Consider the following 25,467-nt stretch of genomic DNA (forward strand, 5'->3'; position numbering starts at 1 on the left):
CCGCCACGACGACATTTGTCCAAGACCGGCGGCCGGCGGCCGGTGCACCCTCGTTGGCATGACCGAGCACGACATTGCGTACCCCCACCCGATGCGCGTGGTCCACGACGGCCCGCCGCAGGCGCCGCCGCTGCTGCTCATCCACGGTTCGGGAGCGTCGAGCGGCTCCTGGAACCCGGTGGTCCCGGCGCTCGCCGCCCACCACCACGTCGTCCGCGTCGACCTCCCCGGCTGCGGGCACTCGCCACCCCCGCCGTCGTACGGTGTGCCGGCGCAGGCGGCCAGGGTGGCCGCGCTCCTCGACGGGCTCGGCCTGCGGCACGTCGTCGTGGTCGCGCATTCCAGCGGCGGCTACGTCGCCACCGCGCTGGCCGAGGCGCGCCGCGACCTGGTGACGTCGCTCGCGCTGGTCAGCACCGGTCCGAGTGTCGACGCACTCCTTCCGCAACCGGCCCTTCTGCGGGTCCTGCTGGCCCCGCCCCTAGGCCCGCTGCTCTGGGCGAGACGTTCGGACGCGACGATCCGCAGGGCGGTGGGCGCGACGTGCGCCCGGCCCGTGGAGATCCCCGACGACCTGGTCGCCGAGCTGCGGGGCACCACGTACCGGGCGATGCGCTCGGTGTTGCGGGCCAACGGCGCGTACCTCGCCGAGCGGAGCGTGCCCGCGCGCCTCGCCGCCCTCGGCCTTCCCGTGCTGGTGCTCTTCGGTACCGCCGATCCGCGCTGGGATCCGGCGTCGGCCCGCGAGTACGACGCGGTACCCGGCGGCCGGGTCGAACTGCTGCCCGGCGTCGGACACCTGCCCATGTTCGAGGCGCCGGAGACCACCGGTGAGCTGCTGCTGGGCTTCACGACGGCCGGCGCCGACGGCCGATCCGCGTAGACTGGGCGTGTGCTGCCGAGCGCGACACTGCCCGACTGGTCGTGGTCGGACATGGATGTCGCGGTCCCGCGCCCGTCGGTCCGGCTGCCGGGGATCAGCATGGCCGGCTTCCGCCAGCGTGTTCCCGCGTACGGGAAGATCGCCATGGTGGCGCACCCGTCCGTCACCCTGCTGCTCGACCTGAGCGAGGGCGAAGGCCCCGTGTACGACGTCCACGGGCGGCACCAGCGCGGCAGCGTCGCGGTCGGGCTTCTCCCGGGCGAGCTTCGGGCGGCCGGCTGGTCGCGGGTCGAATGTCTGCAGATCCGGCTGGAGCCGGCCGTGGCGGCCGCGGCGCTCGGCGCGACGAGCGAGCTCAGCGGGGTGGTCGTGCCCCTCGAAGACCTCTGGGGCCGGGCCGCCGGACACGCCGAGGAGAGGCTGCGCGCCGCCGTGTCGTGGGACGAGCGGTTCGCGATCGCGGCCGAGGTCCTCGCCCGACGGCTGGGCGACCGCCCGACGGCCGACCGGGAGGTCACCTACGCCTGGCGGCGGACGCTCACCAGCCGGGGGCGGGTACGGGTCGACGGCCTGGCCGACGCGGTCGGCTGGAGCCGCAAGCGGCTGTGGTCGCGCTTCCGGTCCCAGCTCGGCATCACGCCCAAACGGGCCGCCCGGCTGGTGCGGTTCGACCACGCCGCCCACCTTCTCGCGGCCGGCCACGCCGCGGCCGACGTCGCCGCCGAGGCCGGCTACGTCGACCAGTCGCACCTGCACCGCGAGGTCAGGGCGTTCACGGGGCTCACGCCCCCGGCGGTGGCCGCCGCGCCGTGGCTCGCGATCGACGACGTCGCGTGGCCGGGTTCGGTACCCACCCGGCTGGTCGGGTCGCGCTGATCCGGCCCCGGGCCGTCCGGCCCAGGGCGAGCGGGCCTGGATCCGGACGGTCAGCGGGTGAGCACGGGTATCGTCCGCGACCGGCACGACCATGCGAGTGCCCGGGCCGGGCGAGGTTGTCGCGCCCGGCCCGGGCACGCCGCCGGACGGGTTAGCCGACCCGGACCAGCTGCCACTGCTGGTTGGCGCCGTTCCAGTCGCTGTACTGCACGATGTTCCCGCCGTCGTTCGTGGCGGCGCCCTGCACCTCCAGCGCCTTGCCGCTGTTCCGGTTGATCAGCCGCACGTACCCGCTCGAGTCGGCTAGGCGGAACTGCTGGTTGGCGCCGTTGCCGTCGGCCCACTGCACGATGGCCGCCCCGTCGGCCGTGGACCAGTTGTAGACGTCGAGCACCTTGCCGGAGTGCCGGGATCGGACCCGGTAGTAGCCGCTGCCGGAGTCGACGAACTGCCACTGCTGCCAGTTTCCGTCGTTACGCGCCCACTGGGTGATCCGCGCCCCGTCCTCGGTGGCCCGGTTGTAGACGTCCAGCGCCTTGCCGCTGTTGCGGTTCACCAGCACGTACCAGGCGCTGGTGTCGACCGCGCCGCCCGGCGGGACGCTGCCGCCGCTGTTGAGCGCCTCCAACGTGGCGGTGTACGCCGCCTTCTTGTTGCCGTTGGCGTCGAAGAGCAGCGGGTTCTGCCCGGTACGCCAGGAGTCGCTGTCGCGGATCCCCCACACCGTGATGCCGGTGCAGCGGGACACGGCCAGGCAGGCCCGGGTGACCGTGGCGTACACGGCGGCCTGGTTGGACCCGGCGATGTCCAGCTCGGTGATCTGCACGTCCACGCCGAGGTCCGCGAAGCGCTGCAGGTTGGCCTGGTAGTCGCTGGGTACCGAGTTGGTCAGGTGCGACTGGAACCCGACGCAGTCGATCGGCACGCCCCGGGACTTGAAGTCCCGGACCATGTTGTAGATGCCGGTCGACTTCGCGTTGATCCCGTCGGTGTTGTAGTCGTTGTAGCAGAGCCTGGCGTTGGGGTCGGCGGCCCGCGCCGTGCGGAACGCGACCTCGATCCAGTCGTTGCCGGTCCGCTGCAGGTTGGAGTCGCGGCGGCCACCACCGCCGCCGTCGGCGAACGCCTCGTTCACCACGTCCCAGCTGTGGATTTGTCCCCGGAAGTGGGTGGCGACCTGGGTGACGTGGTTCATCGCCGCGTTCCGCAGGGCGCTACCGGACATGCCCTGCGCCCAGCCGGGCTGTTGGTTGTGCCACAGCAGCGTGTGCCCGCGTACCAGCATGCCGCGCGAGCGGGCGTGGCTGACGATGCGGTCCGAGTTGGTGTAGGTGAACCGCCCCTGGGACGGCTCGGTCGCGTCCCATTTCATCTCGTTTTCCGGGGTGACGCTGTTGAACTCCCGGTTCAGGATCGTCACGTAGGTGTTGTCGTTCAACTTGCCCGCCGCCACCGCGGCGCCGAAGTAGCGGCCCCGCTCGGCCGCGGAGGCCCCCAGCGTGGTCGCCGCGTCGGCGGCGGGGGCGAGGACGAGCGCGCCGGCGGCGGTCACCAACCCGGCCAGCGACAGGGCCAGCAGGGAGATCGCCCGCCGGGAACGGGGTACGGGTCTGGTGCACCCGGCCGAGGTTGTCATCGTGGAGTCTCCTCTCGTGTCACTTCCGGCGTGCGGGCGCTCGCGGCGGGGCAACGTCCGGCGCCGGCGCCGGACGAGGCCGGCCGCCCCGGGGACGCCGCTCCCCCGCCCGTGCCCGCAGCCCTCCGGTGCGGGTCCGGCGGGCTCGACCTCGCGCCGAGCCCGCCGGACCCGCGTCACGCGGTCAGCGCTGCAGGGTCAGCACACCCGGCCGGTACGGCCACTGGCCGTAGTCGCCGCCGGAGTTGGGGGACCGTCCCTGGTACAGCAACTGCAGGTTGCACGGGTCGACGGTCATGGTCTGGTCGGGGTTGCTCCGGACCAGGTCACCGTGGCTGATGTCGTTGGTCCAGGTGGCGCCGCTGTTGGCCTTGCCGGCGAAGGGATTGCTCTCGGTCGCCGCCTGCGGTGTCCACGAACCGTTCAGGCTGGTGGCCGTGAACGACCGGAAGTAGCGGCCCTGCGAGCCGATTGCCTCGACAATCATGAGGTACCGGTTCTGGCCCTGGAGCTTGTAGACCTGGACGGCCTCGAACAGGTTGTTCGTGGTGTCGCTCATGATCACCGTCGACGACGTACCGAAGCTGCCCGGGAAGTTCCCGATGGGCATGCTGGCCCGGTAGATCTTCCCGTTGTCACCGGCGAAGAACAGGTACATGTTCGTGCTGTCACCGATGAGGGTCTGGTCGATGGGTCCGGTACCGGAGCCGGAGATGCTTCCGGAGAAGAGCACCTGCTGCGACGACCACCCGTTCGGGTTGGTGGGGTCGCTCGACGTCCGGTAGGAGAAGGCGGTCCCACCCCACTGGTACGCGAGCACCCAGATGTTCCTCGGGGCGAAGTAGAAGAGGGTGGGCGCGACGGTGGCGAAGGACATCGCGTTCTGGCTGGCCGACCCCATGTCGGACCAGTTCGTGAAGAGGCCGAAGTTCATCGAGCCCCACGTCGTCCCCGTGTCGTGCGTGGTCGCGTAGACGAGGTGCCTGCCGTTGTAGGGAACATGGGTGAAGTCCTTGAGCGAGACCCACCCCGACCTCGGCTGCGCCAGCGGGCCCGTCGAGGTCCAGCGGTACGTCGACGGGAGGTTGCACGTGCCGCTCGGCGGCGGCGTGGTGGGGTCGCCCCCGCCGTCGACGCGTACGAGCTGCCACTGCTGGTTGCTGCCGTTCCAGTCGTCGTACTGCACGACGTTTCCGCCGTCGGCGGTCGAGGCACCCTGCACCTCCACCGCCTTGTTGCTGTTCCGGTTGATCAACCGGACGTAGCCGCTGTCGGAGTCGGCCAGCCGGAACTGCTGGTTGGCCCCGTTGCTGTCGGTCCACTGCACGATGCTGGCGCCGTTGGCGGTCGACCAGTTGTAGACGTCCAGCACCTTGCCGGAGAGCCGGGAGCGCAACCGGTAGTAGCCACCGCCCGAGTCGACGAACTGCCACTGCTGCTGGTTGCCGTTGTTGCGCGCCCACTGCACGATCCGCGCGCCGTCGTTGGTGGCCAGGTTGTAGACGTCCAACGCCTTGCCACTGTTGCGGTTGACCAGTACGTACCACGCGCTCGTGTCGACCGTCGCGGCGGCGGCGGGTGTCGACACCACCGCGGCCGCGGCACCGCCGACCACCACCGCGGCCACGCCGGCGGCGACGACCCGCGGCAACCACCGACGCCGCCGCGACGGCGGCGCGAGCGACGGAGATCTACCAAAGGCAGACATGATCCTCCTTCAATGAGCGAAAGCCGTGCCGGGAAGATGGGCGGACCGCGACGCGCGGCCTGACGCATGCGATGACGTGTGAGCGCTAACAATATGCGCGCATGCCCTGGCGCGCGCCGAGTCCCAAGGTCCGACGAAGCGGGCTTGCCCGGTAAGCCACTGGCATCGTCATCCTTGAGCCTCCACTGTGAGCGATAACACGTTGTTCGTCAAGTCGTAATGTTCGGGTTTCGTCAGCCTCGGCGCGCCTCGCCTCCCGGCGCGCCACCCTCCGCCGGCTCCCCCATCGGCATCGACCCCCACCCGTCGACGAGGCACCGCGCGAACCTCGGATCGCAGCTATGTGTGCGCTAACATCGGGGGTGCTGCCACGAGGCGAGCCACGAAGGGCTGCCGTCCGTCGCGGTCGGCGCCGTTACCGCTGCTGGAACTGCCACCAGTCGAGGTTGAACAGGTAGCCGCTGCCGCCGGCGAACCGCAGATACAGGTCGTGCGTACCGGTCGCGCCGGCGGTCGGGCAGGTGACGGTCGTCCAGGTCTGCCAGCCTCCGGTGCCGGCGACGGTACAGGTGCCGACGAGGGTGCCGTTGGTGCCGTCCAGGCGTACCTCGATGCGACCGCCGCTGGTTGCCGAGGCCACCCTGGCGCTGAACGAGGCGGCACCGCCGCCGAAGGCCACGCCCTTGACCTTGATCCAGTCCGAGTTCTCGATCCAGCCGACGTTCATTCCTCCCCCGCTGGCAGGCTCGGTCTCCACCCCGGTTTCCCAGGCGATCGTCTCGGCCTCCTGCCGGACGTACGGGTTCAGGGTCCCGACCTGGGGGGCTCCGGTCGAGGTCATGTTGATCGTCGGGATCGTGCCGTCGGCGTTGTAGGTGAACCTCTCCACCGCCACGGAGCGCGTGAAGCCGCCGCCGCCCGGCAGGGCGCCGTTGTGGTAGAAGAAGTACGAGCCGCCGTTGAAGTCGATGACCCCGGGGTGGTTGGTGAAGCTAGCTCCCTGCCGGGGCATGACCGTCCCGCGATAGGTCCACGGTCCGGTCGGCCCGGGGGCCGTCGAGTAGCCGATGAACTCGGAGCAGCACTCGGCAGCGAAGACGTTGTAGTACAGCCCGTTCCGTTTGTAGACCCACGGTCCCTCCTCGTACAGGGTCGGGCGACTCGTGTTCCCGCTGCGCGCGCCGAACCCGGCCGTGGTCAACGGGATCTGCGTCGGACCGCCCGAGAACGAGATCATGTCGCTGTTCAGCCGCACGTACCACAGGTTGGGGTTACCCCAGTAGAGGTACGCCTGCCCGTTGTCGTCGACGAAGACGGTCGGGTCGATCTCTCCGTTCTCCACGAGCGGGCGACCGAGCGCGTCCCGGAACGGCCCGGTGGGGCTCTCCGACACACCCACCCCGATGGCCATCCGGCCGGTCGCCCGGTTCTTGATCGGCACGTACCAGTAGAACCTGCCGTTGCGGTAGACGGTCTGGCCGGCCCAGGCGTCGGCGCTGGCCCAGCTGAAGGTGGCCAGGCTCATCGGGGAACCGTGGTCGGTCCAGTTCACCATGTCGGCCGAGGACCAGACCCGCCACTCGCGCATCGTGAAGTACGTCGAGCCGTCCTCGTCGTGGCCGGTGTAGAGGTAGACCCGGCCGTTGTGGACCAGCGGCGCCGGATCGGCCGTGTAGATGGTCTGCACGATGGGGTTGTCCGCCCGGGCCACCCCGGGCACCAGTGCCACCAGACACAGCAGCGCGGCCATCAAGGCCACGCCGCGTCTGCCCGCGGCTCGGCCGAACGTAGCGGATTTCATGGATTTGGATACCTCCTCGGGCTCCCGCTCGTGGCGAACGGTGTCCCTCGTCGTGGGTGGTGGTCGCCGGCCGAGCCGGCGCGGAGAGGGCAACTCCGCGCCGGCCCTCCCAGGTCACGCGGGCAGCGGACATCCTCGGCGTGAATGACGCTGCTGACGCGTGCCTGAAATCCGCGTTGCGCCGACGGCTGTTAGCGCTCACATACCTGCCTTACTGCTCGGACGTGCGTCAGAGCCGGGAGACAGAAGAACGCTCACATCGATATATGGGAGATTGCCACAGTGTTTCGCAGCCTTCAAGAGGTAGCCGGGGATGCGTGGTGTCAGTTGCGCAGGTTCCATTGCTGGTTGCTGCCGCCGTGGCAGGTCCAGAGGTGGACCTTCGTGCCGTTCGCGGTGCCGTTGCCGCTCGCGTCGAGGCACAGTCCGGACTGCACGCCGGTGATGGTGCCGTCGGCGTTGACATTCCACTGCTGGTTGGCCTGACCGTTGCAGTCCCAGATGATCGCTAGTGTGCCGTCGCTGGTACCGGCCCCGGAGGCGTCCAGGCACTTGTTGCCGTACACCGTCAACTGCCTGCCGGCGGTGTACGTCCACCGCTGGTTCGTCCCGCCGTGACAGTCCCAGAGCTGCGCCTGGGTACCGTTGGCCGTACTCGATCCGCCGATCTCGAGGCAGCGGCCGGACTGGCCCCCGACGATCTGCACGTTCTGCTGGCCGCCGCCGCTCTGCGGCCCGGCGGCCGCCATCACGGCCTGGGCGCCCGCGGGCCAGTTGCCGTTGGTCACCGTGACGTTGCCGGAGACCACGTTGCCGCGGTCGCCGTTCGTGACGTTGGTGCTGCCGTTGGTCGACCAGTTGTTCGTGACGGTGAAGTTGCCCATGTTCTCGGCGAACCAGTAGTTGGCGGTGGCCCAGGTGCCGGTGGCGGAGAAGACGTTGTTGCGGGCGGTGTAGTAGCGGGAGCCCTCGTCGAAGTAGATCCCGAAGTAGCCGTTGGTGCGCAGGCAGTAGTTGTCACTGATCAGCCCGCCCGGGTTCGCCGACAGCGTGTAGATGCACCCGCCGTCGTTCATCTGCTGCATGACGTCGTGCACGTAGTTGCCGACGAGCCGGTTGTTGGACGCGGTGGTGGCCGTGGCGTAGCGGGGTTGGTAGTTGTACAGGCCACGGTCCGCGTAGTGGTTGCTGCCGCCGGCGTCGTTGGAGCCCCAGCCGTAGCCGATGGACATGCCGGTGTACGGCATGTTGTAGACCTCGTTGTACGAGACGGTGGCGTTGGTGACGTAGGTGGTCAGCACCGACACGATGCCCCGGTGCTCCACACCGAGATCGTGCAGGCGGTTGTTGCTGATGGTGATGTCCCGGTTGACCATCCGCTGGTCGCCGGGGTGGTGCGCGTCCGCCCGTACGCCGCCGACGACGATGCCGCCGGCCGAGCTGCGGGCGATCTCGGACCTGGTGATGGTGATGTTGCTGGCGCCGAGGCCGACCCCGCTGGCGTGGGCGCTGGCGTCGTTGCCGATGCCGACCGCCGTCTGCCCGAGGTTGAGGAACCGGGAGTCGGTGAAGGTGATGTTGTTGGCGGCGGAAACCTGCACGGCGGCGGGCGACTGGAGCCAGTTCGGCCGGGTGGCCTCGAACTGCGGGCAGCCGTTGTGGCAGGAGGTGAAGGCGGGCCAGCTCCAGTTGCCCGCGATGTAGGCACCGGTCTGCTGGTCCGCGTAGCCCTGGTTGCCGCTGGGGCCGAGCCAGCTCGTACCGGTGAAGGTGATTCCGCTGAAGGTCATGTGGTGTGCGGGCGCGTCGTAGGTGCCCCCGACGTTCAGCAGGGACTGGAGCGTCGGCAGTTCGACGCTGACGTTGCTCATGTTCTGGCCGGCGAGCGGGATGTAGGACAGGGCGCCGCTGGCCGGGTCGAGATACCACTCCCCGGGTGCGTCCAGGAACTCGTAGGCGTTGGTGAGGTAGAGCGGACCCGCCCGGTGCGGGCTGGTGAAGGTGTCGTACCCGAAGTTGTTGTTGCTCCAGCCGGGCTGCTGCATCGTGATCAGGTTCCCGCTGATGCTCTGCACCGAGACGTACCGGTCGGTGAACGAGTTGACGGCCTCCAGCTGGATCCGGTTCTCGTTGGCCAGGTTGTTCAGGTAGCTCAGCGCGCTGTTGGTGAACCTCATGCCGGTGCTGTCCGCGCTGAAGTCCGCCCGGTTGACCTGGGTGCGAGCCCGGGTGGCGATGGCGCCGTCGACGTAGAGCTGCCGGCTGTCGACCCCGGCGCCGACATTGGCCCGCCAGATGTTCCTCCCGGCGTCGACGAGCGACCAGCCGGTGACCGCCCGGGCGCCGCTGACCACCGGACGGGCCGACGGCGCCGCCTGCCACAGCACCCGGTAGCCGTTCGTGCCGGAGTCGGCGGCCGTCAGCCGGAGCGGGGAGGTGAGCCGGTACACCCCGTCGGCCAGCTGGACGACGATGTCCCCGGACATCGAACCGGTACGGGACCGGACCGCGCTCTGCGCGCCGGTCAGCGAGCACGGGGCGGACGAGGTGCACGCGGTGCCGCTACCCGAGGGGGAGGCGTACAGGGTGGTGGTGGCCGCGGACGCGGGAACGGCCGAGCTGGCCAGCACCGTCGCGGTGGCCAGGACGGTCAACGCCGCCGTCGCGGCTGGAACCAGCACCCGCCTTCGGGCGGCAGGAACTGAGGGTACCGACACGGGAGGTCTCCTTACCTGGGATGGAATGGTGTGGTGTGGCCGATGGTCCGGGGCGTGACCGGGCGGCCGTGCCGGGTACGGCGTCGCGGGGGCGGCATCGGTGACTCGGCGACCGGGTCAGCGGAGGATCCGCCGCAGGTAGGCCAGGCCGTCCAGGGCGAGCCGATCCTGTGACGGGGCGAGCGGGCGCCAGATCGACGCGGCGGTGGCGATGGTCTCGTTCTCCGAGGTGAACGACTCGATGCAGACGGCGCCCCGGTAGCCGGTGGCGCCCAACCGGGCGAAGAAGCGGGGCCAGTCGAGATGGTCCGCACCTGGAGCGCCCCGGTTGGTGCCGCTGACCTGGACGTGCTTGATGTACGGGCCGGCCAGCACGAGTGCCTCGTACGGGTCGGCCTCCTCGATGTTCATGTGGTAGGTGTCGATCATGATGCCGACGTTCGGCGGCAGACCGTCGAGCAGCTCCACCGTCTGCTCGACGGTGTTGACGACGCTCGTCTCGTAGCGGTTGAGCGCCTCCACGCCGATGGCGACGTCCCGCTCTCCCGCATGGTCGGCGACGGGCGCCAGCGCGCGGCGGAACGCCGCGTAACAGGCCGCGCGGGCCGCCGGGGTCATCCGCCAGGTCCGGCCCACCGCGGCGTAGACCGGGCCCCCGACGCACGGCGCCCCCACGACGGCCGCGCTCTCCACGCAGCCCTTCAGGTACGCCACGGTCGTCTCGACGACGGCCGGGGCGGCGTCCACGAGGTCACGCCCGGGCGGGGTGACCGCGCAGACGCCCGCCGCGGCCAGGCCGTGCGCCGCCAGCAGGTCGCGGGTGCGGACGGGGTCCCAGTCGCCGGGTTGCTCGATCGGCAGCTCGACCGCGTCGAAGCCGAACGCGGCGATCCGTGGAATCAGCTCGGCCAGGGCCGCGTCGTCGACCGGCGAGGCCCACACCCAGGGATTGACACCGATGGCGTGCAACGGGACCTACTTCCAGCGCCGCGGGTAACCGGGCAGGTCGGTGCAGCCGCACATGGCGTAGTGCAACGGCGGCATGTCCGGGTCGAGGTAGCGGTCCAGGTTCTCCCGGGTGATGGTCGGCTGCGGCAACTTCCACGGGTTGGCGACCTGCTGGCCGTCGAGGATCCGCAGCGCCGCGATGATCGGCGTACGCCACTGGTAGGTCGGGTAGGTCGGCGCGATCGCGGTGAGGTTCTTCTCCTTCCAGATCTTCAGGAAGTCGAGCTGGTCCTCGCCGTTCATCGGGGGCACCGGCTTGCCCGCGTCCTGGAACGCCTCGACCGCCGCCACCGCGACCGCGCCGGCGTCCATCCAGACCCCGTCGATGGTGCCGTACCGCTGGAGGTAGTCGTCGACGATCTTCTTGGTCTTGGCCGGGTCACCGTCGGTGAACTCGACCCCGACGACGTCGACCTTCGCCTTGTCGAAGGCGACCTTCGCGGCGGACCAGCGGGTCTCCAGGACGTCGACGCCGGGCAGGATCCGCAGGGCGAGCACCTTGCCGCCGGGCTTCACCCGCTGGCTGACGAACTCGGCCCCGACGTGGCCGAACCCGTACCCGCCGATCGGGTTGACGAACGTCACCGGGCAGCTCGTGTCGACGCCGCGGTCGAAGACGACGACCGGCAGACCGGTACGGCAGGCCGCCTCGACGGCCGGGGTGAGGGTGGCGGTGGTGTTCGGCGAGACGATGAGGGCGTCGCAGCCCTTGCCGAGCAGGTCGTTGATGTCCGCGATCTGCTTCTGGTCCTTGCCCTCGGCGTCGACGTGCACGAACTCCCTGATCCGGCTTCCCTGCGCCTCGACCTCGGCCTGCATGGTCTTGAACCCGACCTGCCGCCACGCGTTGTTCAGCGCGGCGTTGGAAAAACAGATCTTGTACGGGCCAGCCTTCTTGAACTTCGCGGTCTCCACCATCGTCGGGTTGAGCGCCTGCTCCCACGGCTTGTCGGCGGGCCCGGTCGGGGTGGTGGCGAGCAGCGAGAGTTCGTTGTCGTAGTCGGCCTGCACGAAGAACTTCGACTGCTCCCCGGTGCCCGCCCCGGCGGCCCCGGTGGAGCTGCCCGACGGGGTCGCGGCCGGTTCGTCGGTGGCGCAGCCGACGAGCGACAGCAGGGTGACCGCGGCCAGGGCCGCCATGCGACGTATCACGAGAAATCCCCTTGTCTGGTCGAGGAACGCAGGGCCGGGACCGCCGCGGCGAGCAGGATGATCGCTCCCTGGACGGTCGATCTGAGGGCGCCGGAGACGCCGTAGAAGTTCATGAGGGCGAAGAGCAGTTCGAGGGTCAGCGCGCCGAGCATCGCGCCGACCACGGACCCGCGGCCGCCACCCAGCGCGACGCCCCCGAGGACGACCGCGGTGATCGCCCCGAACTCCAGGCCGGCGCCGGCCTGGAACGAGACGCCGCTGTAGCCGCTGAGCAGGATCGCCGCGACCGCCGCGGCGAGCCCGCTGAGGACGAAGGCGGCGGTCCGGGTACGCCAGACCCGCACCCCGCTCAGCTCGGCCGTACGCGGGTTGTCGCCGAGGGCGACCAGGGTGCGGCCGAAGTCGGAGCGCGTCAGCAGCACGGCCAGCGCGGCGAAGACCAGCAGGACGACCAGGGCGTACGGGAGGCGCCCGAGCACCGGCACGTCCTCGAACGCGCGGCGGCCGAACTGACGGAACTCCTCGGCGAGACCGCCCTTCGGAGCGCCGTCGGACCAGAGGTACACCGCGCCGACGAGGATCAGGAACATGCCGAGGGTGGTGATGAACGACGGCACTCGCAGCAGCGTCGTGACCAGACCGTTGACCAGCCCGACGAACGCGCCGCCGGCGAGCAGCACCAGCACCACGGGCCAGGTTCGGGACGGATCGCTGTCGATGAGCCGGGCCGCGACGACGACCTGGGCGGTGACCAGCGAACCTACGGAGAGGTCGAACTCGCCGGAGACGATCACGAAGTACTGGCCGGCGGCGAGCAGGATGATCGGCGCCGAGCGGCCGAGGAACGACATCAGGGACGGCGGGGCGAGGAAGTCGGGTTGCCGGACGGTGACGAGCACCAGCAGGACACCGAGGATCGCGAGGATCGGCAGGACGCCACCGGGGCGGATCCGCGGCTGCCGCGACGGCAGTGGAGAACGCGGTACGGTCTGCATGGTCAGGAGCCCGCCTTCCGCAGGGTCCGGCGGGCGTAGACGGCGACCGCGGCGATGATGACGGCGCCGCGGATCACCTGTTTGAAGAAGGCGTCCACCTCGAGCTGGTTGAAGATGGCGTCGATGCTGGCGAGCAGCAGCACCCCGCCGACGGTGCCGACGACACCGCCGCGTCCGCCGGCGAGGGCGGTGCCGCCGATCACCACGGCGGCGATCGACTCCAGGTCGTACAGCCCCTCGGTGCCGATCCGGGGCGTACCCGAGCCGAGCCGGCTGGCGAGGTAGATCCCGGCGAGCCCGGCGCAGAGCGCGCAGAGCACGTGGGCCGTGACGAGGACCCGGTCGGTGCGGACACCGGAGAGCCGGGCGACCTCCGGGTCACCGCCGACCGCGACCAGGTGGTGGCCGAACCGGGTCCGCGCGAGCGCGAACCAGGCCGCCCCGGTGACGGCGACCAGCAGGAGGAACGAGAGCGGTACCGGACCGACACGCTGGTACCCGAGGGTCCGCACGAGCGAGCGGGCGGTGGTGCCGGCGGGGCCGTCGTATCCGTTGTCGAGGTAGCCCTTCAGCAGCAGCCCGACGCCGAGGGTCGCGATGAACGCGTTGATCCGTAGCTTCGTGACGAGCAGCCCGTTGAGCAGCCCGACGCCGGCGCTCACGGCGAGCGTCAGGCCGACCGCCGGCAGCAGCGCGCCGTCGCGGCCGGCCATCGTCTCGGCCGCGACGAGGGTACTGAGGCTGATCACGTACGCCACGGAGAGGTCGAGCGAGCCGCCGAGGATGACCAGGGTCTGGCCCACGGCGACGAGCCCGAGCCCGGCGGCGACGTGCAGCAGGCTCACCGTCGTCGACTGGTTGAACAGTTGGCCGCCGTCGATCGTCACCACCAGCCAGCCGAGCGCGAGGACCAGGGCCAGGGCCACGAACACGCCCGGTACGGGCCGGCGGGCCGGCAGGAGCGGAAGGCCGCTCACGCGGCCGACTCCCGTACGGTCCCGACCGCCAGGGCGACGACGTCCTCCTCGGTCGCGCCGGCGGGCAGCTCGCCCGCGACGCGGCCGTCGCGCATGACGACGATCCGGTCGCTCATCCCCCGCAGCTCCGCCAGGTCGGACGAGATCATCAGCACGGCCGCCCCGTCGCGGGCGAGGCGGCGGACGAGATCGTGGATGGCGGACTTCGCCCCCACGTCGATGCCGCGGGTCGGCTCGTCGAAGAGCAGGATCCGCGGGCCGAGCGCGAGCCACCGGGCCAGCACCACCTTCTGCTGGTTGCCGCCGGAAAGAAAGCGGATCTCCTGGCCGTCGTCGGCCCGGACCTGCACCGCGGCGAGCAGCTCACGGACCCGCGTGGCCCGGGCGGCGCGGCCGGACCGGGCGGCGAAGACGGCCCGGCTGGCGAGCAGCGCGTTGTCGAGCACGGACTGCCGGGCGACGATGCCCTCGCCCTTGCGGTCCTCGGTGACGTAGGCGACGCCGGCCCGCACCGCGGCGCGCGGCGAGCGCAGCCGGACCGGTACGCCGTCGAGCGTGACCTCGCCGGTCGTGAACGGGGCGGCCCCGAAGAGCGCGCGGGCCAACGCCGACCGTCCGGCGCCCTGGAGCCCGCCGACGCCGAGTACCTCACCCGCCCGCAGTTCCAGGTTCACGCCGCGCAGCTTCCGGTTTCCCCCGTCGCGCACGACGAGCCGGACCGGCCCGCGGTCCCCGGGGCCGGCGCGGTCCGGGTAGTAGCTGGACAGTTCCCGGCCCACCATGTGTCGCACCAGGTCGTCGGGGGTGGTGTCCGCGGTGCGTAGGGTCGTCACCCGGCGGCCGTCCTTCAGGACCGTGATCCGGCCGGACAGGTCGAAGACCTCGGCGAGTCGGTGCGAGACGTACAGCAGGCCGATGCCCCGCTCCTGGAGCCGGCGTACCAGCCCGTACAGCAGCTCGACCTCGTGGTCGGCCAGCGCCGCGGTCGGCTCGTCCATGATGAGCAGCCGCGCGTCCAGGGCGAGCGCCTTGGCGATCTCGACGACCTGTTGCTGTGCGACGCCGAGGCGTCCCACCCGGGCGTCGGCCGGCAGCGCGGTCTCCCCGATCGAGGCGAGCAGTTGACGGGTTCGGCCGAGCATCTCCCGACGGTCGACCAGACCGCGACGCACCGGCTCATGGCCCAGGTACACGTTCTCCGCGACGGTCCGCTCCGGCAGCAGGTTGAACTCCTGGTGGATGATGCCGATGCCGGCCCGCTGCGCGTCGCGCGGGCCGCGGAACGCGCGCGGCTCACCGGCGAACTCGACGCTTCCCTCGTCCAGGACGTATCCGCCCGAGACGATCTTCATGAGGGTGGACTTCCCGGCGCCGTTCTCACCGACGACGGCGTGCACCTCACCCGGCGCGACGTCGAGGTCGACACCGTCGAGGACGCGTACCCCGAGGAAGGACTTGCCGATGCCGCGCAGGACGAGCAGCGGCGCCGGAGGTGGATCTGCCATCACAAAAACCCTCACAGATAGTAATTACCGACAGGGGTTCATCCACCGCGTCAGGTCGTTTTGTTCGTACGACGCCGGACTTCGTGGGCGCGGTGCGGAGGCTTACGTTCTTGCGTTGCAAACATTCGCTTGACACGAGCGAAACATAACACGTATGAAGATAGATGTTTCGATCCGAGTCCGCAATCCTCGACGTGGGAGGGCCGATCCGGCCACCGCTCGACCGGCAGCGGCGCCGGACCGGAGGCTGAACGCGGTCACCGACGCTGCGGAACGGTACGAAACAGAACATAGATGGACTTCGATGCGAAGCCCATCCCGACACCTTGCGAAGCACGGGACGAGGCCATCCCATCCGTCACGCTCTGTAGCACTCTGCGGGGCTGACTGCCGTTGCGGCGGACGGCAGGACGACCGACCAGCACAGTGCCCCATGCGGGCCGGGCGCGACCCGGCGCGCCGCCGGGCCCGTGGCCGCAATCCTGTTGCCCGCCCGAGCTAGGAGACGGCATGCGTCGCAAAACGTTGATCCTCGGAGTGCTCGCCGGCCTGTTACTGGCGCTCGCGCTCGCGCCCCCGGCGTCGGCGGCTCCCGCCTTCCGCGCCCTGCTCTTCACCAAGACCGCCGGCTACCGGCACGACTCCATCCCCGCCGGGATCTCGATGTTCCAGCAGCAGGCGGCGGCGAACAACTTCGAGCTGGTACACAGCGAGGATTCGAGCGTCTTCACCCCGGCAAACCTCGCGACCTTCGACGTGCTCATCATGTTCCAGACCTCGGGCATGGTCTGGACCACGGCGGCCCAGCGCCAGGCGGTGGAGGGATTCCTCGCCAGCGGCAAGGGCATCGTCGCCGTCCACAACGCCACGGACATGGGCATCGAGGGCGAGTACCCGTGGTGGGACCAGACCGTGAACGCCGGTGCCCACATGCCGGAGCACTCCCCCGGCGTGCTGCCCGGCACCGCGATCGTCGCCGACAAGCGGCATCCCTCGACGGCCGGCCTGCCGGACCGCTGGAACCGCAGCGAGGAGTGGTACAACTTCGACCGGAACCCGCGCGGCGACGTCCACGTCCTGGTGACCGCCGACGAGCGCACGTACAACCCGGGCTCCCGGGCGATGGGTCCGGACCACCCGATCTCCTGGTGCCGCAGCGTCAGCGGCGGCCGGGTCTGGACCACCGCGATGGGGCACGCCATCGAGTCCTACAGCGAGACCAACTTCCGTAACCACGTCCTGGGCGGCGTCAAATGGGCCGCCGGCAACGAGCCCGGCGACTGCGGCGGCACCGTCTGGGGCAACTTCGAGAAGCGCACCCTCGACGACAACACCGTCGACCCGATGGCGCTGGCGGTGGCCCCCGACGGACGCGTGCTCTACGTCCAGCGGGGCGGGCAGGTGAAGATCTTCAAGCCGTCCACCAGCACCACCGTCACCGCCGGCACGCTTAGCGTCTACACCGGCGGCGAGGACGGCCTCACCGGGCTCGCACTCGACCCGAACTTCGCCAGCAACGGTTACGTGTACCTGTACCACTCGCCGGCCAGCAGCACGACCGACGTCAACCGGGTCTCCCGCTACACGCTCACCGGCGACACGCTCAACCTCTCCAGCGAGGTCCGGATCATCGACATCCCCGCGTACCGCGACCGTACGTTCCCCGAACCCGGGCACACGGGCGGGTACATCGAGTTCGGCCCCGACGGAAACCTCTACATCGGCACCGGCGACGACACGCCGCCGAACCTCGACCCCAACTGGCAGGGCTACGCCCCGCTGGACTGGCGGCCCGGCAAGGCCAACCTCGACGCGGCCCGGACCGCCGGCAACACCAACGACCTGCGCGGAAAGCTGCTGCGGATCCGGCCCTCGGCCGGCGGCGGCTACACCGTCCCGGCGGGCAACCTCTACCCGCAGGGTACGGCCCAGACCCGGCCGGAGATCTACGCGATGGGCTTCCGCAACCCGTTCCGCTTCTCCATCGACCCGGCCAACGGCTGGGTCTACCTGGCCGACTACGGGCCCGACCGGAACCCCCCGACCACCAACCGCGGCCCGGAGGGGCTCGTCGAACTCAACGTCATCAAGTCCCCCGGCAACTACGGCTGGCCGTTCTGCCACGGCGACAACCAGCCCTACGCCCCGTACAACCCGGACACCGGCGTCGTCGGCGCGAAGTTCAACTGCGCCGCGCCGGTCAACAACTCGCCCAACAACACCGGCCTGACCACCCTGCGACCGGTCGTCGCGCCGCAGATCTGGTACGGCTACGGCACCTCGCCGACCTTCCCGGAGCTCGGCTCGGGCGGCTCCGCGCCGATGGGCGGACCCGTCTACCGGTACGACCCGGCGAACCCGTCCGCGACAAAGTTCCCGCCCTACTACGACGGCGTGCACTTCTTCTACGAGTGGTCGCGCAACTACGTCAAGGAGGTCCACTTCGACTCGGCCACGGCGGTCACCCGCACCAACCCGTTCCTGCCCGGCGGCAACTTCAACAAGCCGATGGACCTGGAGTTCGGCCGGGACGGCTCGCTCTACCTGCTGGAGTGGGGCACCAACTTCGGTGGCGGGAACAGCGACTCCGGGCTCTACCGGATCGACTACATCCAGGGCGGACGATCGCCGATCGCCCGGGCCAACGGTACGCCCACCAGCGGCAACGCCCCGCTGAACGTCCAGTTCAGCAGCGCCGGTACGGCCGACCCCGACCCCGGCGACACGCTCGCCTACCAGTGGACCTTCGGCGACGGCACCACCTCGACGGCGGCCAGTCCGGCACACGTCTACACCGCCAACGGCAACTACACGGCACAGCTGAAGGTCACCGACAGCACCGGCAAGACCGGCTTCGCCAACGTCCAGATCACCGTCGGCAACACCGCCCCGGTGGTCACCATCACCACCCCGCCCAACGGCGGGATGCTGACCTTCGGTGACAGGGTGCCGTACCAGATCACCGTCTCCGACCCGGGCGGCGCCGCGGTCGACTGCACCAAGGTGATCCTCAACCCGGCCCTCGGCCACGACGACCACGCGCACGAGACCACCGACTACCCCGGCTGCTCGGGCACCATCTCCACCGACCTGCTCGGCGGACACCCCGACGGCGCGAACCTGTTCTACGTGCTCAACGCGCACTACACGGACAACGGCGGAGCCGGCGGAGCGGCCCCGCTCACCGGCCGCGCGCAGGCGATCCTCCAGCCCAAGCACAAGCAGGCCGAGTTCTACAGCAGCCAGTCCGGTACCCGGGTCGTCGACCAGGCCGGCGCCGAGAGCGGCAAGCGCGTCGGAGACATCTCCAACAACGACTGGATCGCGTTCACCCCGATGAGCCTGTCGGGCGTCACGAACGTCAGCTACCGGCTGTCGTCACCGTCCGGCGGCGGCTCGATCGAGCTGCGGGCCGACTCGCCGACCGGTACGCTGCTGGCCACCACCCCGGTCCCCGGCACCGGCGGTTGGGACAACTACCAGTCCACACCGCCGGTGAACGTCGCCGCCCTGGCCGGGTCGCACACGCTCTACCTGGTGTTCAAGGGCACCGCGAACAACTGGTTCGACCTCGACTCGCACACCTTCGGCGGCCCCGGGGTCGGCGTACCCGACACGGCCGGCGTAGCGGGCCGGACCTGGACGCTCACCGCACAGCACAGCGGCAAGCTGATGGACGTCAACGGCGCCTCCACCGCCGACGGCGCCCAGATCCAGCAGTGGGCGGCCACCGGCGGCGACAACCAGAAGTGGCAGGCCGTCGACGCCGGTGGTGGCGCGGTCTACCTGAAGGCGGTGCACAGCGGCAAGTGCGTCGAGGTGACCGGCGCCTCGACCGCCCCGGGAGCCTTCCTCCAGCAGGCCACCTGCAACAACGGCAACCAGCAGAAGTTCACCGCCACGGCGACCGGGACCTCCGGGGTGTACACGGTGAAGAGCGTGCTGAGCGGGCACTGCGTGGACGTCAACGGCGGCGCCACCAGCGACGGGGCCCGGCTGGTGCAGTGGAACTGCCACGGCGGCACCAACCAGCAGTGGCGGTTCGCCCCGGTGTGACGAACCGCGGCTACCCGACGGTAGCCGGTGACGGTCCGGTCGGGACCGGCGGCCGACGAGGCGGAGCCGGTCCCGATCGGCCGTCAGTCCCGCAGCGGGGTGCGCCGCGGGCGGACGACGCGGTGGGTGATGCGCCAGCCGGCAGCCGTCCGTTCGACGGTGTCGTCGTAGGTGAAGCTGCCGGCCGATCCGTCCGCCATGATGCCGAGCGCCTTGGACTGGGCATGGACGCTGCCGTCCACCGCCTCGCGGAGAACGATATTGGTCACGTGGTGGGCCACCGGGTTGGCGTCGGCCAACTCCAGCGCGGCTACGCGGGCCGCGGCGAGGCCGACCAGCACACCGCCGCCCAGGGCGGATACGTCGTAGGTGACATCCTCGGCGAACAGGGCCGTCAGGCCGTCGAAGTCGCCACGGTCGGTGAGATGCCCGTGCTGGTTGATCAGATCTGTGATGGTGGTCCGGTCGTCCATGGTCAAGGCCACAGCGGTCCTCCGAGCTAAATGGGGTACTCCCCGTTTAATAGCCGGTACCGTATACGGGGATGTCCCCGGTTAGCAAGCGTGGCCCTAGAGCCGACGCCTCCAGAAACGCCGCCCGGCTCCTCGCCGCCGCCCGGGAAGTGCTGGCCGAGGCGGGCAACGATGCCGCATTCGACGTGATAGCCCGACGCGCCGGCGTCGGCAACGCCACCCTGTACCGGCATTTCCCGACCCGCGCGGATCTCCTCGTGGCCGTCTACGCCGACGAGGTCACCACGCTGTGCGAACGCGGCACGCGGCTACTGGACTCCGCCGATCCGATCGGCGCGCTGTTCGCCTGGCTCGACGAGTTCGTGGTGCACATCGCCACGAAGCGTGCACTCGCTCTGGCCGCCACGGAGGGGACCAACGAGCGCCGGACCGCGCTGTTCCACCAGTGGCATGCAGCGATCACCTCGACGGCTGAGCGCCTGATCCGACACGCACGGCCCGCGCTCCGCTCCGACGTCACCGCAACCGACGTGCTGACGCTGGCCAGCGGCGCCGCGCTGAGCACCGACATCGCACACGCCCGTCGCCTGGTCACCATGCTGCGTACCGGCATTGTCGCTCAACCCGGTAGCGCGACCGACGACTGACGACCGAACGCCCTAGGGCAGAACGGTCCCGCCACGTGCGCCGGACGAAGCGGATCCGACGCGGACCGTCATCGGCCCAGCCAGCCGCCGTCGACGGGCAACACGATCCCGTTGACGTAGTCCGACGCCGCCGACGCGAGAAACACCGTGGCGCCACCGAGATCGTCGGTGCGGCCCCAGCGGCCCGCCGGGATCCGGGCGAGAATGGCCCGATCCCGATCGGGGTCCTCGCGCAGTGCCCGGGTGTTGTCCGTGGCGATGTAACCGGGCGCGATGGCGTTGACGTTCACCCCCCGGGCCGCCCACTCGTTCGCCAGCGCCTTGGTCAGCCCGGCCACGCCCGACTTCGACGCGGCGTAGCCGGGAACGGTGATGCCGCCCTGGAAGCTCAGCAGCGACGCGGTAAAGATGATCTTTCCTCGGCCGCGCTCGACCATCGTCCGGCCGATCTCCCGGCTCAGCACGAACTGGCTGCTCAAGTTCACCTCGATAACGTGGTCCCACAGCTCGTCCGGGTGATCGGCGGCCGGGGTACGGGCGATCGTGCCGCCGTTGTTCACCAGGATGTCGATCGGCCCGAGCGCGGTGAGGTCCCGGGCCAACCGGTGCACGGCCGCCCGGTCGGCGAGATCGGCCCGCAGCGCGCTGAACCGGCGGCCCGCCGCCCGCACCCGGCGTTCCACCTCGCTCCCGCGCGGTTCCAGTTGCGCGGAGACACCAACGATGTCGGCCCCGGCCAGGGCCAGGGCCTCCGCCATGGCCAGGCCGATGCCGCGCCGGGCACCGGTCACGACGGCGGTCCGTCCGGACAGGTCGAACAACGCGGTCACCGGTCGTCTCCCCGCCAGTCGAGCAGCACCTTGAGCACGCCGCCGCCCTCCTCGAGGGCCACGAACGCGGCGTTCACCGCCTCGACGGGCTCGACCCGCGAGATGAGCTGTCCGGCCGGGACCGCGCCGGAGGCGACCAACCGGATCGCCTCCGCCATGTCGTCCCGCTGGTACAGGCGGGCGCCGAGCAGCTCCAGCTCGCGCCAGAAGAACCGGTGCAAATTGACTTCCCTGGGCCGGGGGTGGATCGCCACCAGCACCAGCCGGCCACGGGTGGTCAGGACGTCGACCGCCGTGCCGACGCCGGCGGCGGAGCCGGAGACCTCGAAGGCGATGTCGGCGCCCGCGCCGTCGGTACGGTCGTGCACCAACGCCACCACGTCGGTCGCGCCCGGGTCGACGGCCTCGATTTCCATCCCGTTCGCGGCGGCCCGGCGGAACGGGTCCGGCTCGACGAGAAGCACCCGGGCGCCGCGGCCCCTCGCGACGGTGGCGATCAGGACACCGACCGGCCCGCCGCCGACCACGACGACCGCGTCGCCGGCGGTCACGTCCGCCCGCCGGATGTCGTGCACCGCGACCGCGACCGGTTCGACGAGCGCCGCGTGGTCGAGCGGCAGGTTCTCGGGGAGCGGCAGGACCAGGTCCGCCGGCACGGTCCAGAAGGACTGCATGGCGCCCGGCGAGTCGATGCCGAGAAAGTTCATCGCGTGGCAGATGTGGGAGTTTCCGCGCCGGCAGGCGGCGCAGCGCCCGCACGACCGGGTCGGCATCACGGTCACGGCCTGGCCGACCGACCAGCCGGTGGTCTCCTCCCCGACGGCCGCGATCCGGCCGGACATCTCATGTCCGATGATCGCCGAGGCGCCGACCCGGGCGTCCATGTCCCCGTGGTAGATGTGCAGGTCCGTGCCGCAGATCCCGGTGTAGGCCACCGCGATCCGCACCTGGCCGCGACCCGGCGGTTCCGGCTCACGTTCCTCGATCCCGAGGTGGCGAGCCCCCCGGTAGACCACTGCCTTCATCGATCCTCCGTCTCGGCGGCCGGTACGTCACTCGTGGGTGAACCGCCCCGGCGGTGCACTCACGATTCGTCTGTTCTGGTGTTCAGCTCGCGCTGAGGCTCTGGTCGTCAGCTCACGCCCAGGTTCGCGCAAGACGCGGTGGCCGGGTCAGTGGCGTGCGGTGGGCGACACGTCGTTGTGGGAGTGCAGCGGCGCGCCGGGGAACGGCCGCGCGGTGGCGATGCCGTCGACCCCGGCCAGCAGTCGCCGCCCGGCCCGCTCCGGCCGGACGTTCGGACCCTCGGACGCCTGCGCCCGCGGGTGCCGGACGGCCCGGATCCGGTCCTCGTCGACCCGGACGCCCAGGCCGGGTGAGTCACCGAGCACGAAGGCGCCGTCCTCGACGTACAGGTCGACGGAGACGCCGACCGGCGGAGTCAGGTCCTGCAACTCGCTGGTCAGGTGGTTCGGCACCGCGGTCGCGGCGTGCAGCAGCCCGATCGGGCTGTTGCCGATCGGGCTGACCGGGAGGTCGTGGGCGTGGGCCAGGGCGGACGCCCGCAGGAAGTGGGTCACCCCCCAGACGGCGGCCATCTGCACGATGTCGACCGCTCCGGCGGCGATCAGCGGACGGTACTGCTCCAGCCCGGTGAGGTTCTCCCCGGTGGCGACCGAGGCGCGGATTCCCCGGCCGACGGCGGCGAGGCCCTCGGCGTCCCACCGCCGGACGGGCTCCTCGATCCAGATGAGGTCGAGGGCCCGTTCCAGTTCGCAGACGTGTCGGACGGCCTGCTTGCGGGTCCAGGCCTCGTTGACGTCGAGCATCAGACCCGGCCGCTGGCCGTGCCCCGCCTCGGTCAGCACGTCCCGGACCAGACAGAGGCGCTGCCGGTCGCGCTCGATGTCGAGGCCGCCCTTGAGCTTGGCGGCCCGCAGCCCGTACCGGGCGTAGACCTCGTACGTCGCGACGAGTTCGTCGTCGGTCAGCCCGATGTCCAGGCCGGACGCGTAGGCGGGAACCAGCCGGTCCCGCCCGCCCAGCAGCCGCCACAGTGGCTCGCCGGCCACCTGCGCCTTGATGTCCCACAGGGCGGTGTCGAGCGCGCCGATGGTGCCGAAGACCGGCCCCGCGTGCCCCGCCTTGAAGGTGTGCCGCAGCATGCGGTCGTAGAGGCTGGTCACGGCCCGGGGATCTTCGCCGTCGATGGCCGCGAAGATCCGCTCGATCTCCACGTGCGGTCCGAGGCCGACCCCCGAGATGCCCTCGTCGGTCTCGACGACGACGACCGACACCGGGACCACCCCGTCGGCGAAGACGCCGTTGGCGTCGCCGACGGGTCGTCCCCACTCCTGGACCGTGGTGAGTGTCCGATATCCGGTGATGCGCATGTCAGCCCTTCGTGGAACCGGCGGCGACGCCGTCGGCGATCTGGCGCTGGAGGAACAGGTAGACCACCAGGACGGGAAGAGCGGCGATCAGGACTCCGGAGGCGAAGGTGGGGATGTCGTCCGAGTACTGCCCCCGCAGCGAGGTCACGCCGACCATGAGGGTCCGGTGGTCCGCCGAGGGCATCATCACCAGCGCCATGAGGACGTCGTTCCAGCAGAACAGGGCGTTGAGGATGCCGACCGACAGCAGCGCCGGGGTACCCAGGGGCAGCATGATCCGGCGGTACACGCCGTACACGCTGTTGCCGTCGATCCTGGCCGCGTCGACGATCTCCGGTGGGATGGTCCGGTAGTAGCTCGTCATCAGGAAGACGGTGAACGGCAGGAACTGGGCCACGTAGACGAGGACCAGCCCGGGGTACGTGTCGATGAGGCCGCCGTCGGCCATGGTCCGGGCGAGCGGCACCATGATCACCTGGAACGGCACGAAGAGTCCCGCGAGGCAGCCCAGGAACAGCGCCGCCGAACCGCGGAACCGCAGCTGGCTCAGGGCGAAGCCGGCCATCGACCCGAACAGCAACAACAGGGCCACCGACGACGTCACCACCAGCAGGGAGTTGACGAAGTACCGGGCCATGCCGACGCTGTTCCACGCCGTGCTGATGTTCTCCCAGCGCAGGGCGTCGGTCAGGGAGAACCGGTCGAGGATGTAGTCGCGCCGGGTCTTCATCGCGACGTTGGCGGTGAACAGCAGAGGATAGATCGTCGCCAGCGCGAGCAGCGCCATCGGGATGGCGACCACCCACCGGCCCGGACGGTTGCGAGACATCAGTCCTCCCTTCCCGCCCGCTGGAGCAGCTTGATCTGCAGCAGCCCCACGACGAGCATGATCATGAAGAGGACCGTCGACGCGGCCGACGCGAGGGCGGGGCGGTTCATCCGTCCCTGCTGGATCCAGATGTAGTACTCCGGCAGGTACGTCGACCCCTCCGGACCGCCGCTGGTCATCACGTAGAGCAGGCCGAACATGGAGGTCAGCATCCCGATCATCGTGGTCACGAAGACGAACTGGATGGTGCGCGACAGGCCCGGGACGATCACGTGCCAGACGACCTGGGGCAGTGACGCCCCGTCGACCCGGGCCGCGTCCAGCAGCGCGGCGTCCAGGGTCGCGAAGCCGGCGAGGAACACCACCAGGGCCATGCCGAACGTCGCCCAGACGTACACCCCGACCACGACGTACATCGCCACGTCCGGGTCCCCGAGCCAGTCCACCGGACCGATGCCGACCGAGGAGAGGACGGCGTTGAGCGGGCCGTCGAAGGCGAGCAGGAGGTTGAAGATCGCGCCGACGATCACCGGGGAGAGCACGGCGGGGAAGAAGTAGACGCCGCGGTAGAGCCGGTGGCCGGGCACCCGGAGGTAGATGAAGGTCGCGAGCAGCCCGGGAATCGCCACCGCCACCGGCAGCAGCAGCACCAGCCGTCCCACGTTGGCCAGCGCGGTCCGCCACAGCGGGTCCTGGAACAGCTCCAGGTAGTTGTCGACGCCGACCGCGGTTCCGTTCCGCTCACCGTCGCCGGTGAAGGAGAAGTTGACCCCGAGGAGCAGCGGGTAGAGCCGTAGCACCACGATGACCAGGACGGCCGGAGCCACCAGGACGTAGGGAGCGAGGCGTTCGGCCCGCGGGCCACCGGCGCGCCGGGGACGGGTGCCGTCGCGGTGGGTGGCGGACCCGGGCGCCGCCCCGTCGGTACGTCCGGCCTCGACCGGACGAACCGACGGCGGTACGTTTCCGACCGGCACCGGT

Annotated in this window: 19 protein-coding genes; 4 read left to right on the forward strand and 15 right to left on the reverse strand. The window is 70.5% G+C overall.

What is annotated here, in order from left to right; all coding sequences use genetic code 11:
• The first annotated feature begins 58 nt into the window (after positions 1-58).
• The gene (locus AB0J86_RS04640; RefSeq protein WP_363852511.1) at positions 59-883 is read left to right on the forward strand and encodes an alpha/beta hydrolase; all 825 of its coding nucleotides are present in this window, start codon (positions 59-61) and stop codon (positions 881-883) included.
• 9 nt (positions 884-892) lie between these two features.
• Complete coding sequence (locus AB0J86_RS04645; RefSeq protein ID WP_363852514.1) at positions 893-1,759, forward strand: helix-turn-helix domain-containing protein; 867 nt, start codon at positions 893-895, stop codon at positions 1,757-1,759.
• A gap of 151 nt (positions 1,760-1,910) precedes the next feature.
• Here the strand turns inward: AB0J86_RS04645 and AB0J86_RS04650 are convergent, their stop codons facing one another.
• From AB0J86_RS04650 to AB0J86_RS04690, 9 genes are all read right to left on the reverse strand, one after another.
• The gene (locus tag AB0J86_RS04650; RefSeq protein WP_363852517.1) at positions 1,911-3,395 is read right to left on the reverse strand and encodes an endo-1,4-beta-xylanase; all 1,485 of its coding nucleotides are present in this window, start codon (positions 3,393-3,395) and stop codon (positions 1,911-1,913) included.
• A gap of 184 nt (positions 3,396-3,579) precedes the next feature.
• Entirely contained in the window at positions 3,580-5,103 is a 1,524-nt protein-coding gene (locus tag AB0J86_RS04655; RefSeq protein ID WP_363852519.1) for a non-reducing end alpha-L-arabinofuranosidase family hydrolase, read from the reverse strand.
• 415 nt (positions 5,104-5,518) lie between these two features.
• Positions 5,519-6,853: a glycoside hydrolase family 43 protein gene (locus AB0J86_RS04660; protein WP_363852521.1), complete on the reverse strand. Its 1,335-nt coding sequence runs from the start codon at positions 6,851-6,853 to the stop codon at positions 5,519-5,521.
• Positions 6,854-7,227: 374 nt separating this feature from the next.
• The gene (locus AB0J86_RS04665) at positions 7,228-9,621 is read right to left on the reverse strand and encodes an RICIN domain-containing protein (protein ID WP_363852524.1); all 2,394 of its coding nucleotides are present in this window, start codon (positions 9,619-9,621) and stop codon (positions 7,228-7,230) included.
• Between the two features lie 117 nt (positions 9,622-9,738).
• Positions 9,739-10,590: a sugar phosphate isomerase/epimerase family protein gene (locus AB0J86_RS04670; RefSeq protein ID WP_363852527.1), complete on the reverse strand. Its 852-nt coding sequence runs from the start codon at positions 10,588-10,590 to the stop codon at positions 9,739-9,741.
• Positions 10,591-10,596: 6 nt separating this feature from the next.
• Positions 10,597-11,781 (reverse strand): substrate-binding domain-containing protein, encoded by a 1,185-nt coding sequence (locus AB0J86_RS04675; RefSeq protein ID WP_363852529.1) that lies wholly within the window; start codon positions 11,779-11,781, stop codon positions 10,597-10,599.
• On the reverse strand, positions 11,778-12,776 hold the full coding sequence (locus AB0J86_RS04680) for an ABC transporter permease (RefSeq protein WP_363852532.1): 999 nt from the start codon (positions 12,774-12,776) through the stop codon (positions 11,778-11,780). The genes AB0J86_RS04675 and AB0J86_RS04680 overlap by 4 nt, the downstream gene beginning before the upstream one ends.
• A 2-nt stretch (positions 12,777-12,778) precedes the next feature.
• Positions 12,779-13,753, reverse strand: a complete 975-nt coding sequence (locus AB0J86_RS04685) for an ABC transporter permease (protein WP_363852535.1) — start codon at positions 13,751-13,753, stop codon at positions 12,779-12,781.
• On the reverse strand, positions 13,750-15,258 hold the full coding sequence (locus AB0J86_RS04690; RefSeq protein WP_363852537.1) for a sugar ABC transporter ATP-binding protein: 1,509 nt from the start codon (positions 15,256-15,258) through the stop codon (positions 13,750-13,752). Before AB0J86_RS04690 ends, AB0J86_RS04685 begins: the two co-directional genes overlap by 4 nt.
• A 510-nt stretch (positions 15,259-15,768) precedes the next feature.
• Here AB0J86_RS04690 and AB0J86_RS04695 point away from each other — a divergent pair.
• Positions 15,769-19,314: a ThuA domain-containing protein gene (locus AB0J86_RS04695; RefSeq protein ID WP_363852540.1), complete on the forward strand. Its 3,546-nt coding sequence runs from the start codon at positions 15,769-15,771 to the stop codon at positions 19,312-19,314.
• An 83-nt stretch (positions 19,315-19,397) separates the two neighbouring features.
• Here AB0J86_RS04695 and AB0J86_RS04700 read toward each other — a convergent pair whose 3' ends face one another.
• Positions 19,398-19,787: a nuclear transport factor 2 family protein gene (locus AB0J86_RS04700; protein ID WP_363852543.1), complete on the reverse strand. Its 390-nt coding sequence runs from the start codon at positions 19,785-19,787 to the stop codon at positions 19,398-19,400.
• A gap of 71 nt (positions 19,788-19,858) precedes the next feature.
• Between AB0J86_RS04700 and AB0J86_RS04705 the strand changes: the two genes are divergently transcribed.
• Entirely contained in the window at positions 19,859-20,434 is a 576-nt protein-coding gene (locus tag AB0J86_RS04705; RefSeq protein WP_363852546.1) for a TetR/AcrR family transcriptional regulator, read from the forward strand.
• Between the two features lie 68 nt (positions 20,435-20,502).
• On the opposite strand, the gene AB0J86_RS04710 is transcribed toward AB0J86_RS04705, so the two are convergent.
• From AB0J86_RS04710 to AB0J86_RS04730, 5 genes are all read right to left on the reverse strand, one after another.
• Complete coding sequence (locus tag AB0J86_RS04710; protein ID WP_363852549.1) at positions 20,503-21,264, reverse strand: SDR family NAD(P)-dependent oxidoreductase; 762 nt, start codon at positions 21,262-21,264, stop codon at positions 20,503-20,505.
• On the reverse strand, positions 21,261-22,289 hold the full coding sequence (locus AB0J86_RS04715) for an alcohol dehydrogenase catalytic domain-containing protein (RefSeq protein ID WP_363852552.1): 1,029 nt from the start codon (positions 22,287-22,289) through the stop codon (positions 21,261-21,263). Before AB0J86_RS04715 ends, AB0J86_RS04710 begins: the two co-directional genes overlap by 4 nt.
• A 147-nt stretch (positions 22,290-22,436) precedes the next feature.
• Entirely contained in the window at positions 22,437-23,657 is a 1,221-nt protein-coding gene (locus AB0J86_RS04720; RefSeq protein WP_363852555.1) for a mandelate racemase/muconate lactonizing enzyme family protein, read from the reverse strand.
• Position 23,658: 1 nt separating this feature from the next.
• On the reverse strand, positions 23,659-24,486 hold the full coding sequence (locus tag AB0J86_RS04725) for a carbohydrate ABC transporter permease (RefSeq protein WP_363852558.1): 828 nt from the start codon (positions 24,484-24,486) through the stop codon (positions 23,659-23,661).
• Positions 24,486-25,463 (reverse strand): sugar ABC transporter permease, encoded by a 978-nt coding sequence (locus tag AB0J86_RS04730; protein ID WP_363852561.1) that lies wholly within the window; start codon positions 25,461-25,463, stop codon positions 24,486-24,488. Before AB0J86_RS04730 ends, AB0J86_RS04725 begins: the two co-directional genes overlap by 1 nt.
• Positions 25,464-25,467 lie beyond the last annotated feature (4 nt).

Origin of the sequence: Micromonospora sp. NPDC049559 (assembly GCF_040676675.1) — a bacterium.
GTDB lineage: Bacteria > Actinomycetota > Actinomycetes > Mycobacteriales > Micromonosporaceae > JBFAPK01.